15 protein-coding genes are annotated in these 15,639 nt (G+C 40.6%); 14 read left to right on the top strand and 1 reads right to left on the bottom strand.

What is annotated here, in order from left to right; translation table 11 throughout:
- Window positions 1–108 precede the first annotated feature (108 nt).
- The 11 genes from ACFQ45_RS17275 (at window position 109) to ACFQ45_RS17325 (ending at window position 12,530) form a co-directional block, all read left to right on the top strand.
- Window positions 109–1,230 carry a hypothetical protein gene (locus ACFQ45_RS17275; protein WP_377369960.1) on the top strand — a complete coding sequence of 374 codons (1,122 nt, stop codon included), beginning with the start codon at window positions 109–111 and terminating at the stop codon, window positions 1,228–1,230.
- On the top strand, window positions 1,230–2,999 hold the full coding sequence (locus tag ACFQ45_RS17280; protein ID WP_377369962.1) for a hypothetical protein: 1,770 nt from the start codon (window positions 1,230–1,232) through the stop codon (window positions 2,997–2,999). The genes ACFQ45_RS17275 and ACFQ45_RS17280 overlap by 1 nt, the downstream gene beginning before the upstream one ends.
- Window positions 3,000–3,490: 491 nt before the next feature.
- Window positions 3,491–4,015, top strand: coding sequence for a hypothetical protein (locus tag ACFQ45_RS17285; RefSeq protein ID WP_377369964.1), 525 nt, complete (start codon window positions 3,491–3,493; stop codon window positions 4,013–4,015).
- A gap of 657 nt (window positions 4,016–4,672) precedes the next feature.
- Window positions 4,673–4,927, top strand: a complete 255-nt coding sequence (locus ACFQ45_RS17580; RefSeq protein ID WP_452600537.1) for a S24 family peptidase — start codon at window positions 4,673–4,675, stop codon at window positions 4,925–4,927.
- Window positions 4,912–5,118 (top strand): S24 family peptidase, encoded by a 207-nt coding sequence (locus ACFQ45_RS17585; protein ID WP_452600539.1) that lies wholly within the window; start codon window positions 4,912–4,914, stop codon window positions 5,116–5,118. Before ACFQ45_RS17580 ends, ACFQ45_RS17585 begins: the two co-directional genes overlap by 16 nt.
- A gap of 36 nt (window positions 5,119–5,154) precedes the next feature.
- Window positions 5,155–5,250 (top strand): DUF4113 domain-containing protein, encoded by a 96-nt coding sequence (locus tag ACFQ45_RS17300; RefSeq protein WP_377369966.1) that lies wholly within the window; start codon window positions 5,155–5,157, stop codon window positions 5,248–5,250.
- A 404-nt stretch (window positions 5,251–5,654) separates the two neighbouring features.
- A complete protein-coding gene (locus ACFQ45_RS17305) occupies window positions 5,655–6,470 on the top strand; it encodes a TnsA endonuclease N-terminal domain-containing protein (protein ID WP_377369968.1) in 816 nt (271 codons plus the stop codon).
- Window positions 6,467–8,779 carry a Mu transposase C-terminal domain-containing protein gene (locus ACFQ45_RS17310; protein WP_377369970.1) on the top strand — a complete coding sequence of 771 codons (2,313 nt, stop codon included), beginning with the start codon at window positions 6,467–6,469 and terminating at the stop codon, window positions 8,777–8,779. Before ACFQ45_RS17305 ends, ACFQ45_RS17310 begins: the two co-directional genes overlap by 4 nt.
- A gap of 8 nt (window positions 8,780–8,787) precedes the next feature.
- Window positions 8,788–10,248: an AAA family ATPase gene (locus tag ACFQ45_RS17315; protein WP_377369972.1), complete on the top strand. Its 1,461-nt coding sequence runs from the start codon at window positions 8,788–8,790 to the stop codon at window positions 10,246–10,248.
- Window positions 10,238–11,161, top strand: coding sequence for a TniQ family protein (locus ACFQ45_RS17320; RefSeq protein WP_377369974.1), 924 nt, complete (start codon window positions 10,238–10,240; stop codon window positions 11,159–11,161). Before ACFQ45_RS17315 ends, ACFQ45_RS17320 begins: the two co-directional genes overlap by 11 nt.
- The gene (locus ACFQ45_RS17325) at window positions 11,136–12,530 is read left to right on the top strand and encodes a TniQ family protein (RefSeq protein WP_377369976.1); all 1,395 of its coding nucleotides are present in this window, start codon (window positions 11,136–11,138) and stop codon (window positions 12,528–12,530) included. The genes ACFQ45_RS17320 and ACFQ45_RS17325 overlap by 26 nt, the downstream gene beginning before the upstream one ends.
- A gap of 9 nt (window positions 12,531–12,539) precedes the next feature.
- On the opposite strand, the gene ACFQ45_RS17330 is transcribed toward ACFQ45_RS17325, so the two are convergent.
- Entirely contained in the window at window positions 12,540–12,887 is a 348-nt protein-coding gene (locus ACFQ45_RS17330) for a hypothetical protein (protein WP_377369978.1), read from the bottom strand.
- A gap of 179 nt (window positions 12,888–13,066) precedes the next feature.
- Between ACFQ45_RS17330 and ACFQ45_RS17335 the strand changes: the two genes are divergently transcribed.
- From ACFQ45_RS17335 to ACFQ45_RS17345, 3 genes are read left to right on the top strand one after another with little or no spacing between them, the layout of a single operon-like run.
- Complete coding sequence (locus ACFQ45_RS17335) at window positions 13,067–13,471, top strand: hypothetical protein (RefSeq protein WP_377369980.1); 405 nt, start codon at window positions 13,067–13,069, stop codon at window positions 13,469–13,471.
- 27 nt (window positions 13,472–13,498) lie between these two features.
- On the top strand, window positions 13,499–15,298 hold the full coding sequence (locus ACFQ45_RS17340; protein ID WP_377369982.1) for a MotA/TolQ/ExbB proton channel family protein: 1,800 nt from the start codon (window positions 13,499–13,501) through the stop codon (window positions 15,296–15,298).
- Window positions 15,299–15,304: 6 nt separating this feature from the next.
- On the top strand, window positions 15,305–15,574 hold the full coding sequence (locus tag ACFQ45_RS17345) for a hypothetical protein (protein ID WP_377369984.1): 270 nt from the start codon (window positions 15,305–15,307) through the stop codon (window positions 15,572–15,574).
- The last annotated feature ends 65 nt before the right edge of the window (window positions 15,575–15,639 follow it).

Raw genomic sequence — 15,639 nt, forward strand, 5'->3', positions numbered from 1 at the left:
TAAGGATGGATTTTTGCTGTGTACCATACCAGTAGAAAATGCGGAGGTTACAGGTAAGTGCATAGGACTATCATAAAAATAAATAGTCCAGCTTTCATAGGTGAAGCTTTGAGTACAAGAAAAAAAGCGGCGAACTCCGGAATAGATGCTTTATTAGGCTTTGAGTTTCAGCGTAATTGTGCGTTGTACTTACTGCTGAATGAATACAATCGTTTTAAAGGAAGAGAGTTCTTTCTATGCATCGAACATCATGATGACTTCCTATTTTGCTATAGGTCAGATTGCCGCAGTAAAATAGAAGAAGTTCATTCTTATCAAGCAAAAAAACTTTCAGGCAGTGTATGGACTATAGACAAGCGGTTTTCCGAAGTGATAGCCAAGATGCTTGATGTTGGAAATGAACTTATAAACGACCCAGCGCCTAAATGCCAAAGCTACACTCATGAATTAACATTCGTATCTAACACCGATATCAAACTGAACTACAAGCCTACCGACCAAGAAAAGAAAGTTGGGAAAAAGGAAATAACCTATCTTCTTAATGAGCAAAACTGTAAGAGTAGTTACGGTGCAATTCCTATTGATATTAAAGATAAAATCAACCAGAAAGTAGATAGTTTCTGTAATAAGGAAAAACTTACTTACCACAAAGCTGAGCTCGATAACCTGCATATGCAATGGGTGGATTTCCCACGCAAAAAGAACGAACAAAAAGATGCCCTAGTCGGACTAATGTGTAGGAAGTTTTCACATGTTTCAGACCCTTTAGCAGCAGTTGAGCTGCTTCTTAGCCTATTTAGAGAGGTCGAAGCCATATACAACCAAGGTAAAGTTATCACCTTACTTGACAGTACCAAGAGGGTTGAAGGCGATGAAATCAAGCAAGCGATTGATATTATTGAGACAGAGCAAAAGACTTTCAAGTTATGGAGAGATTACTCTACAGCGTTATCTCGTAAGTTTCGGGTTCCTGTAGGTGTCCAAAATAATCACGAAAGCTATATTAGGAACACATTTGAACTCTTGAAAGACATGAATAATAACGAACATCAAATAATCAAAAGCTTCGTTAGGGAAAATGACTACTCTATGAACTATTACAGTAATGAGGATATGTTTGAAGCATACGTTGATGATATCAAAGTTAAAAACAGCATGAATCTAAAAGATATCGATATTTTCTTCTCTACGTTATGCGCTTTTGTAGAGTGCCACGGTAAGGCTTTATAATGAATACAACTATTACATTTAACAGATTATTCGTCAGCTCAGAATTGCATCATCTCTGCTTCTTCGAAGAATTTTCGCCCAGTACAAACATTATTAGTGGGCGTAACACATCTGGAAAAAGTACACTAATACAAAGCTTATTATTTTCTTTTGGTGTTAATGATGTTAAGGAAAACTTGGATGAAATTCTCGATTATCAGCCAACCTTCAGAGTAGATTTCACCAAGACAGTTGATGGTATTGACGAGACATACACTATTGTAAGGGAACCCAAATCCATTTATGTCAAAGAGCCGAATGGCAAAGTAGTGCCTTTCCATGGTATCGACGCCGACAATAGTGTCGAACACGTTAAGCTAAAGGACTACATACGAGATTTAGTTGGTTTTACCTTGTACCTTGAGCAAAAAGGTGAACTAAAATCAGCTCCACTCGAAAGCATGTTCTTACCATATTACATCTCTCAGTCTGTAGGCTGGGTATATTTGCGTGAATCATTTTCTAATCTTCAATATTACAAGGGATTTAAAGACGATTACTTAGACTATTTTCTGGGGATAAGTAATAGCTTTGATCGTGTGGAGCATAGAAAGCTGACGCAGAAAAGAGATCGGCTATTAGCTGATATTAATAATCTTAAGCGATACAGCAAAAAAGCTGAGTTCCAGTTCTCTAACTTGGTTGACGAGGCATTTGGTGAACAGGCGGAAGAGTACATTGAAAACTATGTTCAAAAGTCGAACTCATTAGAGGAAGAAAGGAATAAGTACATACAGCTCTGTAATGAACTTTCCTTATTGCAGAACCACCATAAAATCTTGAAAAGAACTAAGAGAAATATCAAGCAGCAAAACTACAATGATTTAGATCGCTGTCCTGCATGTACACAGGTTTTGTCATACTCATTAGAAGGGTTGTACAGCCATTATCAGAAATATAATGATACTGTCGAACTTGAATCACATATTACTGATAAGCTAACTGATAAAAAATCCAAGATACATACATCTAATAAGAAAATAAAAACTATAAGGAACGAGATTTTTGATGATTACGGCGTTCTTTTAGGCAAGAATGTAGATGGTGTTACTTTTGAGAAATGGGTTGCTAATAAGGCAAATATTACGTTATATAAACAAATGCAAGCTGATATTGAAGCCTCAGAAAATGAACTAGACAGCGTTAAAAAGACTCTTAGCTCTATGATTACAGAACAAGAAACGATAGCCGCACGGATTAAGAAAGAAGTTGCATTCAAAAACTTATTTTCATTTTATATGTCACAGTTAGAACTTAAGCCGCTTACTGACCCTCGATATCTGGATTTATATAAAATTCACTCTTTCCCTCGTCAAGGAGTTGAACTCCATAAGACTGTTATGGCTTATCACTTTGCATTGAATGCTATGATTGCGAAGTCGAATACTGCTCATAGATTACCATTCTTGCTAGACGCGATTCTCAAGGAAGATATCGACGAGACCAATCTGGAGACTATTTTGTCATTTGTTGGCAACAACATCCCGTCCGATACTCAGACGTTTATTTCTATATCTGAGCACGTTAAAGATGATTCTGGTACTAAAGATGAAGAAAACGTTAAACCTATAGAAAAGGTAAGAGTCAAAGACGTTAAAGACACTTACTTTTCATCAAACTCAAAGTTGTTTTACATAGGTAGTGGACAGATTGAACGTGGTTTCCTTTCTCAATCATTAGAGAATTATCAAGAACTTTATATAGATACGATTAATATAGCTTCAATCTAGATGTGCCAAGTGTTATTAATTTTAAGATTATAATAAAGTGCAGCGGAACCACAAGCCTTTGGCTTGCTGATGCGCTAACTTTGGCGTTATGCTCTAAGGAGATCGATTCACTTTAGTAATAGTTCAGGCATGGCAATAGGTGATACTTGGAACCTACCTCCATCTTTCATAACTGGGCACTCTATTGTGGTTATTTTGGCACTCGAGAACACCAATGAGCGATTCGAAGAAGGCTATAGAGTGGCTATCCAAGAGCGAAGGTATAGTATTAATGATCTTGGGGGCAGAGACAGGTTATCCTGGATGGAATGGAAACAGGATATGGTCACACGATATTTAACGAGCAGCCTTAACAATCGCAGGCAACCCTACGGCTTCTTCGTTGCGCCTTCGGCTCCACTTCAAAGCTGCGGGCGCTAGCTTCTTAGCATCAAATAATTATTAAGTAGTAAAAAACATAAACTAATGAAATAAGCGATGAGTCAGTAAATATGGATGCTTCAGAAGTCCCAAGCACTAAGAAAAAAGTTAGTTGGAAGAAATTAAACTATTTTTTAAAAGATAATATAAGTATTATATCAGACCTTTTAGCCTCTCTATCAATTATTTTTGCAGCAGGAATTTTTATATATAACTATTTTGATAGCAAAGTATCAGACATAAATGCCGCAACGATAATAAGTGAAAATGAAAAGTTAGCACTTCTGGTAAGCAATACAGGGGGTAATGATGTTGTACTTAAAAGAATTTTTATTTCTGTTCCTTATGTCGACGTAAAAAACCAAGCAAAAATAAAAAATATTGGAGCTCTTTTAGAAAAAGATAAATCTAGAATAATTGAATCTTTAGATTCTAAGCTGTATAGCTCTGTCATTTATAATAAGTATGAACACGGAAATAATATTGCAACTACATCATGTACTATTTCTATAGAATATATTGATCCTGACGGTGATATAAACAAAAAGGATTTTCCAGAAACGTGCATAGCTGCAACAATGATCCAAAATAAATAAGAACGAAACTAAAAAAATAATTGGGATCAAAATAAAAATAATTGGGGTCAGATGAAAATAGAGCATTAACCCCATCCGTATTCCTCAGACGTACATTACGCTATTTTTAAATTTCTCACCCCAATCCCATCCGTACTTCCTTCAATCCTCGATCCAGCTTGACCTATCGAGTCGGCAGGTTTGTGTGCCGAGCCTGCAAACACCAAACCCTGTTGTTACAATCCGTTTCCAAAACTTTACGGTATAGATATACAGTTATTGGGTTTTGCGCATTATGAAGGTCACGTATCTTGGCTCTGCTGAATCAGCCGCTTTTCTTTCGATCAATAAGTTGAACATTCCACTCTATGTTGAGTCGGTGTCGGCGGGGTTTCCGTCCCCAGCCCAGGACTTTGTGGGGCGCACGTTAGACTTGAACGTAACAATGGGGTCAGATGAAAATAGATCACTGACCCCATGCGTATTCCCCAGTCACACAATACGCCACGTTTAGACTTTTTGCCCCAATCCCATCCGTACTTCCTTCCACCTTAGATCCTGCTTGACCTATCGAGTTGACAGGCTTGTGTGTCGAGCCTACAAACCCCAAAACCTGTTGTCACAATCCGTTGTCAAAACTATTCTGTATAAATATACAGTAATTTGATTTTGCGTATTATGAAGGTCACGTATCTTGGCTCTGCTGAATCAGCCGCTTTTCTTTCGATCAATAAGTTAAACATTCCGCTCTATGTGGAGTCGGTGTCGGCGGGGTTTCCGTCTCCGGCTCAGGACTTTGTGGAGCGTACGTTAGACTTGAACGAGCTGTGTATTCAGCACCCGAGTGCGACCTTCTTTGTTCGTGCTCAAGGGGATTCCATGGTGGAAGCGGGGATTATTCAGGAGATATCTTGGTGGTGGATCGTTCGTTAACGGCTCGCCATGGGGACATTGTGATTGCATGTCTGCATGGTGAGATGACGGTCAAAACCCTTGAATTAAAACCCCAAGTCTTGCTCCGTCCGAAAAACAAAGCCTATCGTCCCATTGAGATCACAGAGGAATCCCAGTTAGAGATTTTCGGCGTAGTAACTGGGGTTGTCCGTAAGTTTGAGCGTGGCTGATGAATACTGCCTGAATGCGTTACTCCTGTTTGGTGGATGACAGGTTATACCGTAAAGGGCACCGTATTCTCAGCCTCACAGGGCATCAGGCCTCAATGGTCTATGAAGCGTGAGCATCTGTCCTCAGCGTAGACCTCTGGGTGGGTTGACCTACCGCTTGTTTACTAAATGATCAGTATCTGATGCCTTTAAAATTACGCAAGAATTGTGAATTTTTGTAGTCAGCCATTTTAAAGATTTCTTTTATAATATTTCAAATAAGCTAAAAAATATTAGCTTTAAACTAATATTTTAGGGGGTTTTTATTAGTAATAAAATATATTATGTCAAAATAACACAGTTCTCTATTTTTTATAAGCTATTGATTTATATGTTTTTTATTGGATTTGAATTAATCTGAGATATCTTTTTTAATGAGGTTTTATAATATTTCCCTGAATTTTTCATAATATATAGAAAACTGAATTGCTCTATATTGAATCGATTTTAAATTCGTGTAATTTGATATTTATTGAGTTTTAAATCGGTTCAGGAAAATGAGACAAGTTAATCAAAATAAGCGTTACGCAGAGCATCACGAATCATTCGTTAATTCAGAGATACCCTACATCCCTATGATTCGTACGATGGACTTTACTCGATCCGCAGGTAACCGATCCAAAGTCCCTCATTTCAGAGACTCTGATCGCTTGATTCACTTTATGTCTGTTAATGAACGATGGGCTTTTCTTAATATTCTTCACAACTGCGATGTGATTGACGTCTATGAACAGTGGGCCATCGACCTCGAAAGCTCAATGTTGATTTGCCAAAAGCTGGACATCGAACACCCCAAAATTCCTCGAGGTTCCAGTTGGGCATATCAAAGCTTTGATCTTCTGGTGGAGCTAGATGCCTCTAACGATGACACTTGCGTTGAAGACGTCAAATGGCTTGCGGTGGCTGTGAAATCAAGTTATCACGCCTCGAATAAACGTGTAATCGAAAAACTCTTAATTCAAGAAGCTTTCGCTCGCATGAAAGGGTATGAGTTCTGTCTGATTACAGATGATGAGATTAGGAATGTTTACAGTGAAACCTTAGACACTTTGTATTTTCACTACAAACTACGTCCCTCGACAGAGATTTACTACGACACTTGGTTGAATACTTTTCGCGGTGAGCTTTTGTTCAATGCTGATATGCGTTTAGGAAAACTCATCAAGGCTGTGGCATCCAGTGTTGGTATCGAAGATGAATTGTCCGCGCATTTCTTTTGCCACGCTTTATGGTGCAAAGATTTTAAGATGGACTGGAGCCAACGCCTTCGATATGAGCGAAGTGCTGAGTCTCTAGGAGTGATGCCTCTATGAGTGATGCCTCTATGAGTGATGCCTCTATGAGTGATGCCTCTATGAGTAATAGCATGATGGTTACTCAAAGCGCTGGCGCACTCCCTATGGAGGTATGCGCTCCGATCAACAAATTTGAAGTCATTAAACTGACAGAAGATGACTATGGTGATGTTGAGCCAGTAGTCATCGGTGGTACTGAAATACTTGCTGATTCCCTTATCGTTCATATTGATCTTGTGCGAGGGGCGGCTTTTTTGATGAATATTCGTACTAAGCCTAAGAAACCCAAAGAAGTCGCGATCACTGATTTAGTTGAAGCAATTCAAAGGAAAGAGGTCATTAAGGTAAGTAGCTTTAAGAGAAGCCGAACGGTCCACTTAGATGATTTGAGTGAGAAGGAGTTGCAGTTAGCCAGTAAGCGATTCGCCGTCATTAAGACGATTGGTGACTTGGATGAGTTCTTTGCTAATAACTATGGGAAAGGCACTATTGTCGGTGTTGCTAAAAAACATGGTTACTCGAAACAGCAAGTATACAAAATAATATGGACCTATCTTTTTAACGAGTGTTGTTATGCTTCCCTAGGGAAAGGACTTGGCGAATCAGTTACCCGTGTCCGTAAGAAAGAGCGCAACGTTACTAAGCCATTAGGAAGGAAGAGTGATATAGAAAAGCTGCTAGGTGAACCTACTCGTAAAATGCTCACGCCAGAAGATTTTGAAAATTTCAGATGGGCGGTTAAGCAGTTGACGTCAAATACTAAGTTACGCCTAAGATCATTCTTTGCAACTTACGAGCATATGATAAATAAGAGGTACAGCTATTTAACAGGTGTATATGATAATTCGCTAGTGGCTGATACTGGGAGTAATTCAGATAATGAGTCATTTGAAGAGCATCTTAAGCCAAGCTATGGTCAGTTTTATTATTGGTTAACAAAGGAATATGGTCCCAAAAAGACTGCTTTAAGAAATGCTCAGATGACTAATGCCGAATGCAACAATAACTTCAATGGTCATCATGGTCATGCGTTCACAAATCTTATCAATGTCGGTCAGCGTTTAGAGTTTGATGAAACGCCGTTTGACGAAGAATTGGTATCCAGTTTTGATGTTACTAAACGTGTAGGAAAGATCACACTTTATGTGTTGCGATGTGCTGTTACTCGCTACATCTTTTCTTTTCATGTCACTTTTGGCGCACCTTCTGTTGAGCAAGCAGCAACGGCACTATATCAGTGTTTTCGAAGTAAAGCGGATTGGTTGGAAAGCCTAGGGTTACCAGAATATATTGATGAATGGAAACACACAGGGTTACCTGAAGCGCTAGCTGTTGATAATGCTGAATTCAATAATACAAAGTCTGAATACATCGCCAAAACTTTAGGGATACGATTAGACTTTTCTAAATCCGGTCAAGGTAAAGACAAACCGTTCGTTGAAAGCGCATTTAAAACTCTCGTTGGAAACTTACCGAATTTATCTCGTGGGCATAAGAGTGAAAGCCCTTCTGAACAGCGCTCAAATACTGCTAGAAGGTATGCCTCTTTGATTCGACAAGAGTTAGTGAAAATCTTGATGGAAACAATCATCCATCATAACAACTTTCATATTAATAAACACATTCAATTGCCACGCGAAGCTATTGATGATGGTGTGTCTCGTATACCAAAAGACTTGTTTCGTTGGAGTGTGGAGAACTCGAAATCCTGTTTGCGTACAAACTACACGGATGAAGACCTTCGAAAATCATTATTACCTCGTGGTGACGTGACTGTTCACAAAAAAGGCATAAGACTGCTTGGGATGGAGCATGAGGTATGGTTTTCCTCCAATGAAATTCGATTATCAGAATATCAACATCGACCGGCTAAAGGTCGAAGTAAGTCATCTAAATTTCAGTGTTCTTATGACCCAGATGATCTCAGTAAGATCTGGATATACGTTGAAAATAAAGTATTCGAGGCAGTGCTAGATAAAAAATACGAACGCTACATAGGTCTTAATAGAGCGGAGCGTGCAGCACTCAACTTGAAGCAACTTGAGAATGAGCATGAAGCCCGCCAAGCGCACGCAAATTCTAAAGCAAGGCTGTTTCATAGTACTCAAAATACGGTTTTAAAAGCTGAAAAACGACGCAAAGCAAATCAAGGTAATAGTACTACGAACAAATCAGAGGTTACTGAGAATCGAAAGTTCGACCACAGTCACGATGTGTCGCCTATGCATGCAACAGACTCAGACGTTCCCTTATCCAACCAGGATAGTGGACACAATAAAAATAATAACACCACCACTAAGCATACATCTTGGAAAGATGAGGAGTAATACGCGCGATGAAATACCGAAAGGATCACCCCCACAGTCAATATCCGGCTTATTTGTCTGAAGGCTTGCCTAGCAAGCTAAGCCCACGTGAATTCTGTGAGAAGACAGAACGCAGCATCGAATATCCTGATGCAGCACAGTTTGATGACAAAAGCGAACTGCTTAAAGAAGTCATTAGTGAGATAGATTGGTTTCGCTTTATACGACAAGAGCATTACGAGCTGTTCAACAGCGTACTAACGATGCTTCAGAGGACCTATCAATGGCGGTACCCAACGGACCCTTCGTATGTCAGTTGGATGTATCAAGTTGCGATGGATCCAAAGTCTGCTGCACCACAATCCAATGCAGTCTCCGACACTAAGGTAATTGTTGGCCCAACAGGATTTGGCAAATCGACAATGGTCACTCACATACTTACCAGTACGTTTGAGCAAGTTGTTTGTCACGACAAGCCTGATTTTAAAGATCTGCAAATCGTGTACCTCATGGTTCGTATCCCTCATGATGCAAACCGAGCCGAACTCATAGCGCGGCTGTTATTTCAAATGGATACGCTCATCGCACAACATGGCGGGCCACAAATGAATTACGCCGCTCGCGTCAAAACGAAAAATGGAAAGCGTATCCCGATTGCTGAAATGATAAACATACTGAAAACAGCACTCGTTAGACATCATGTCGGGCTAATTTTATTTGACGATGTTCAGCATATCGAAGTTCTAAAAGGCGATGAACTGACTCTCATGAAGCAGCTTTTTGATGAGATCAGTAATGATCTAAAGATCCCGCATATCAAAGTTGGTACACCGAACATGCTGCCTCTATTTCAAGAATATGGCAGTAATCTTCGTCGTCTTGGACGCATTTTTGAATTTACACGCATCGAGTCGCCAGAAGAGATTAATGAGCTGAATAGCGCTTTGTTTAACGAGCTTGAAAAAGCGGTGGCTGTTGAGTCCTTGGAAGAAGTCAAGGAAGAGCTTTGGTTTCAAAGCGCTGGTATCCCTGCAACGTTATTTGATTTACTTCGTGCGAGCATCGATGTCGCTATTTCAACGCGGAAGCTGTTAAGCGCTAAGCTTGTCGGTGAAACGATGAGGAAAGAGTATCCTCATATGCTGCGATTCGTACATAACATTCGTGAAAAGAATGCTAGCCGTCCCATTGATAGCATGACGGTTAATGAAATGTATCAACATAACCGTATGAATAAGTTCAAACGTGTTCGAAAGGTGCTCAATACACATGGCGTGAAAGGGCCTGCAGCGAAAGACGCCGTTGCACATGTAGAGAATTTGATTGCGAGTCAGAGTGTTTCACACGAAGAAAAAGAGTTACTAAAAGATTTCGCCAGTGAACTGAAAGCTAAGCAACTTATTGAAAATGGATCTCAGACGATTGAGGGCTCCATTGTGTTGGATGCGTCCCAAAACCTTGATGGAACGGGAGCACCCAATGAACCTTGAACGATTGCAAGCTGATGAGCATGTATTCAGTGGGATTATGCGTTCTCGATTGTTGAGTGCTGGTATGCACATGAGTGACTTTCGGTGGCTCAAAGAAATGGGGCTGCCTTGCGAGCGATTGCAAACGCACAAAATCTTGAACAAAGCTTTGATCGAGTCCATGAAGCGATACGATGATCAAGTCAGTATTGAGTTTGGCTTGAAGCATTCCCCCTTAGCTCCGTGGCTTTTGTCTATAAGTCGTGAGAAATACCTTTCGTATCTGACAAATGAAAGCCAGCCCTACAAGATGCCTGCAGTCTGTTCCTCTCTCCAGAAAGTTTGGCGGCTCTGTCCTGAGTGTATTGAAGAAGACTGCTCAGAACATGGTTTTTCTTATTGGCATACCTCCCATCAACACATTGGTGTACAGGTATGTGCAAAGCACCACTGTCTGCTGCATACGCACGATGAGTTATTTAAGGCTGACTTTCGGCTGCCACAGCAGTGGAAAGACACCAGCACACCGATTCAAATCGAGTATGAGTGGCAGTACCTATGGCAGCCATTTATGCTGCAACTGTCTGCAGCACTTGAAGAAGATGTGACCTTACCTGAGCGACTGCGGAGAGAAGTCTTTGATTACTTTGGTGTCAGCGGGAATCTGCTGTACCGCGAGCGAGGCTCTTTCGATGAAGCGCTTAAAGTGATGGAAGCCGAACTGGGAGAGAGCTTTTTCAAACACATGATTGCCTGCTTTGAGCTTGAATGTAAGCAAAAAACGAATCCAATCTGGGTGGTCTTATACGATTACGATGTGATGCAAAGTAGGGCTCGCCATCCTATCTATATGCTGATGGTGCTGTTTTGGTTACGGGATAAACTTCCTAGCTTGGGATGGATCGATTATGAGTGGCGAATTCGATTATCTTGAGCGTTTACCGATTGAACCCAGCGAGACCATTTTTAGTTGGGTCAGTCGTTATCATTACCGATACGGCAACGGTAGTTTTAAGATGACGACAGAAAGCTTGTTGGGGAGTCGCCGCACCCGAATTCATCCTTATCTACCTTCCAATATCTCGTATATCAACACACACTTTGACGTTGAAACGCTGGTCCGAGATCACACCTTGTATTCTCTGTTTGCCTATTTTGGAAGCGAGCAAGACTCGAAGTTACTCAATAGCATGTGTTATGGCCCCACTGGCGTGGTCGAGAGCCACCGGGCGAAGGCGTCAATGGGGATTCAAGCAGGGCATTACTTCTGTTCTCACTGTGTTGAAGAATATCGTACCCGCACTGGTTTGGGTCCTTATGTAATCCACGATCAATTTCCAGGGATTGATTGTTGCCCAATGCACGGGATTCAACTGCAAATCATAGACAGCTCCGATGAAGGCATAGACCGTAAGTTGATGCTTCCTACCTATAAGCGCACCTCTGAGGAAAAGAGCGCATACAAAAACCGACTCTTAGCATTTAAAGCCCGTGAATTGGTCAATGTGGCGCTTGTTGCAGGAGAACGGTCGCATCAACAACACCAAAGATACTACCTTTCGGTACTAAAACAGTTGGGATACGTATTCGATAGCGGCCAACTTAAAATGGAAAGCCTGAAAACAGACCTAACTCGTTTTTATCAGGACTATCAGCCACCATTGGGAATGGAAGCTGTAACAGAGTTTTATTTCTTAGGGCCGATGCTTCGTAACAAAACCAGCTTCAATCAAAATCCCTTTCATCACTTGTTGCTGAGTACTTGGATCGATTACACGGTGTCGATAGATGACTCGCGGTTTAAGCTAATAGCCGATGAGGTAGCTCCAAAACGAAACATCGATGATGAGGTGCTCGTTTTGTTAAAAACGGGGAAATCCATTCGGGACATTACGTTGAAGTTGGGCTGTGCTCACAGTGTTGTCAGACGGGTGGCGGCCTTGAACGGTATTAAGCTTAACGAGGCACCACGTTGGCGACATCATCTTATTATTATGGCTTCACTTGGGAGGGATCGATCATACATCGCTCAAAAGTTAGGCCTTCCGATTCATGTGGTGGAATCTGAGATCAGTAAGGTAAAAGGGCTAGCAAAGTGGCGCTTAGAGCTTGAGAAAATGCGACGTTGGCAACGCTCTGTATTCATGATCAAACATGCTGTTACCACTCATACGGATTGGTCGCGTCAGAACGTTAAAACAGCGTACAACAAAGAATTCTTTTATCTCTACAAATATGATCGAGAACGGTTAGAAGAGCTGTTGCCGCCTAAAATGCCTGCTAGAAGGCGTAGCTACAAATGAGTGGGTGGGTTATTTCGCGTAGCGAGCCGTAGCTAAGTCGTACTTCTGGCTGAAAGCGAGCACTTTTGATTCGGCACGTGGCACGTCTTGGCTGTAACGACAGCAAAAGGTGATTAAACCAATTTCAGGTTTTAAGACCGCTCGTAAGTCATTTAAACCGTTATCGACATTGTATTGAGTAGAATCGATGGGTACCGCTTCACGACCGTTAAATTGCTCAACAGCAAACAGTGAGAGGGTTTGTTCCACATCCAAGCCCGGTTCTATTTTCAAAGCCAGTTCACAGTATGTCGTCATGTCGCTACCCAAGTACGTTTGTGTCATGTCATTAAAGACCAATAATGACGGCTTGTACATATTACCGAGAGGCCTTGGTATTACCTCTCTGTGAATCGACCAGTCTTATCTAGACACTTAGTTGTATATCAATACAGTGTCTAGATAAGACTGGTCGATTCAGTGTAAACTCCTAGTAAAGGAGCTAGTTACCGCTCAGGCTAGATGTGGTGTACTGGATTTGATAGTAAGGATGCAAAATGGGTTCACAGTACGACACCCTACTTCGTACGTTGGCAATATTGAAAATCATTCCAAAAAAGCCAAGGTACAAAACCACTTCGAGAATTCATGCAGCGCTTGAAAAAGGGATTCAAGGTCTCTTTAAGAACGTACAGCGTGACATGAATGCCATGACAGCCATATGTATTGATGAAGATGGCGAAAACCGCTGGTGTCTGCCATCTACTTACAGTGATCAAATAATTGGTTTAGGTTCGTCTAAGGCACTTGTCTTCGTTTTAGAACAAGAATACTTGTCAGGCTTTCTGTCAAAAATTTCCATAGCCCAAGACTCACAAAAGTCTGAAGCGCCCCGACTTTATTTAAATGGCTTTTTTGGTAACAGCCAAAGCTTCATTTGTGAATTAAACACTATCAACTGATATTTTAACATACGGTATTTTTAATACATGGATATTACAAATTTAACAATTGAACAGGCATCAACTTTAGCTTCTCAAATAACTTGGTTTGTTGGAGGGGCAATAATTTTATTTTTTATTCTTGCTGCAATTAACTCAAAATTAGGTAGAGCAAATGAGTTTGTTTCTTATGCTCCCAATCTACTAACATCTCTCGGTATCTTTGGTACTTTTGCAGGCATTGTTGTCGGCCTCATGGCATTCGATGCTAGTGACATTGATGGCAGTGTCACTGGATTATTAAACGGTCTTAAAACTGCCTTTATCACAAGTATTGTCGGTATCGCTGCCTCAATTCTGTATAAGTTGCTTCATTCTACTAGCTTAATTCGGCCTTCTAAGCATGCTTCTGTTGTTAATTCAGCGACACCTGAAGATATCTTATCGGCTATTCGAGAGCAGAAATCGTCTATCGATTCTCTTATTAAATCTATCGGCGGCGAAGGGGATGCATCAGTTGTTAGTCAAATGAAGCTTTTGCGTTCCGACCTGAGTGATAATCAGAAGCAGTCGCTTAACTTTCAAAAAGAGTCATCTGAAAGTTTAACAAAAATCAGCGAACAGCTATCAACACAGCAAGAAGCCTTTTCTGAGTTCAAAGATAAGCTTTGGATCAAGATGCAAGATTTTGCTGATATGTTGTCGAAGTCAGCTACAGAGACCGTTATTGAAGCACTTAAGCAAGTGATTACAGACTTTAATAACAACTTAACTGAGCAGTTTGGTGAGAACTTCAAGCAACTGAATGAAGCCGTAAAAGAGCTAGTTCAGTGGCAGGAAAATTACAAACAACAAATCTCAGAAATGACTGAGCAGTACAAGCTAGGCGTTGCATCTATTTCTGCAACAGAACAGTCCGTTTCTAAGATCAGCACCGAATCTAAAGTGATTCCGGAAAGTATGGAAAATCTAAAAGAAGTCATGGTAGTAAATCAGCATCAATTGGCTGAGCTAGAACGACACCTAGACGCATTTAAAGATATTCGCGATCGAGCTGTAGAAGCGGTACCTGAAATAAGAAAACAAATTGATGAGACGGTAAATACGATCGCTGAATCAGTAGAGAAGGCAAGTTCGCATTACAATCAACTGCTTACAGAGTCAGATAAATATATCCAGTCTCATATTTCTTCATCGAATGAGCTATTAGAGAAGTTTGTTTCGAATACTAATGAAGGCGTTTCAATCATTGGTGAAAAGCTTGCTGACAGTGCTTCTAAAGTAGAAAAAGTCATCACAGAAGGGGCTAATGACTTTACAGAAAAAGTTCATCATACAAACAGTAGCCTTCAAACTACGGCGGATCATATTACTAGCCAAACCGAAATGATTAAAGATCACCTTAAAGACACAGTGGAAGATCTCAATAACCATGTTCGTAATATGATTAACGAATTGGTAGAGGATTCTAAAGTGTTATCTGCAACATTAGTTGATGCTAACAAAGCCTTGATGACAGATACATCCTCCGTCCGTGATTCGGTTACCCAAAGTATCGAAACCTTACAGAAGCGCTTGGAAGCTTCTCTTGAAGATGTATTAGCTTCGCAAACGCAGCACATGAACAAAGTGTTCTCAAATATTGATGCGAGCTTGAGAGATCAAGTTGGTAAGACTGGTGAAGCTGTTGAAAAGCAATTGGACATGATCGATCAGTCAATGCAGCAAGAGCTGAACAAAGTCATGAACGTGATGGGGACTAAGCTAGGCCAAATCGCAAGTCAGTTTGTAAAAGACTATTCTCGCCTGACTGAGCAGATGAGTAAGGTTGTTAGCAAGGCTGGGTAATAGAATATGTCTGATTTTAAAAATATATTTGGATCGCCTTCTATCAAAGATGACGGTGAGCACTGGCTAACGGTCTCTGATCTAATGTCAGGTCTAATGATCGTGTTTTTGTTTATAGCGATAGCTTTCATGAGACACGTATCAATTGAGAGAGACAAGATCAAAGATGTTGCTGTTGCATATCAGGAGAACCAAGTAGCTATATATGACGCGTTGATGAACGAGTTTGAGTCGGATTTATCTGCTTGGAAAGCATCTATTGACCAAGAAACATGAATCGCCACTAGTTCAGTAGACACTTCTCAGTCATCTTTTCGAACAGTTTCTCATACTCAACAGGT

It is taken from the genome of Rhodanobacter aciditrophus (assembly GCF_042679525.1).
In the GTDB taxonomy this organism is placed as follows: domain Bacteria; phylum Pseudomonadota; class Gammaproteobacteria; order Pseudomonadales; family Marinomonadaceae; genus Marinomonas; species Marinomonas aciditrophus.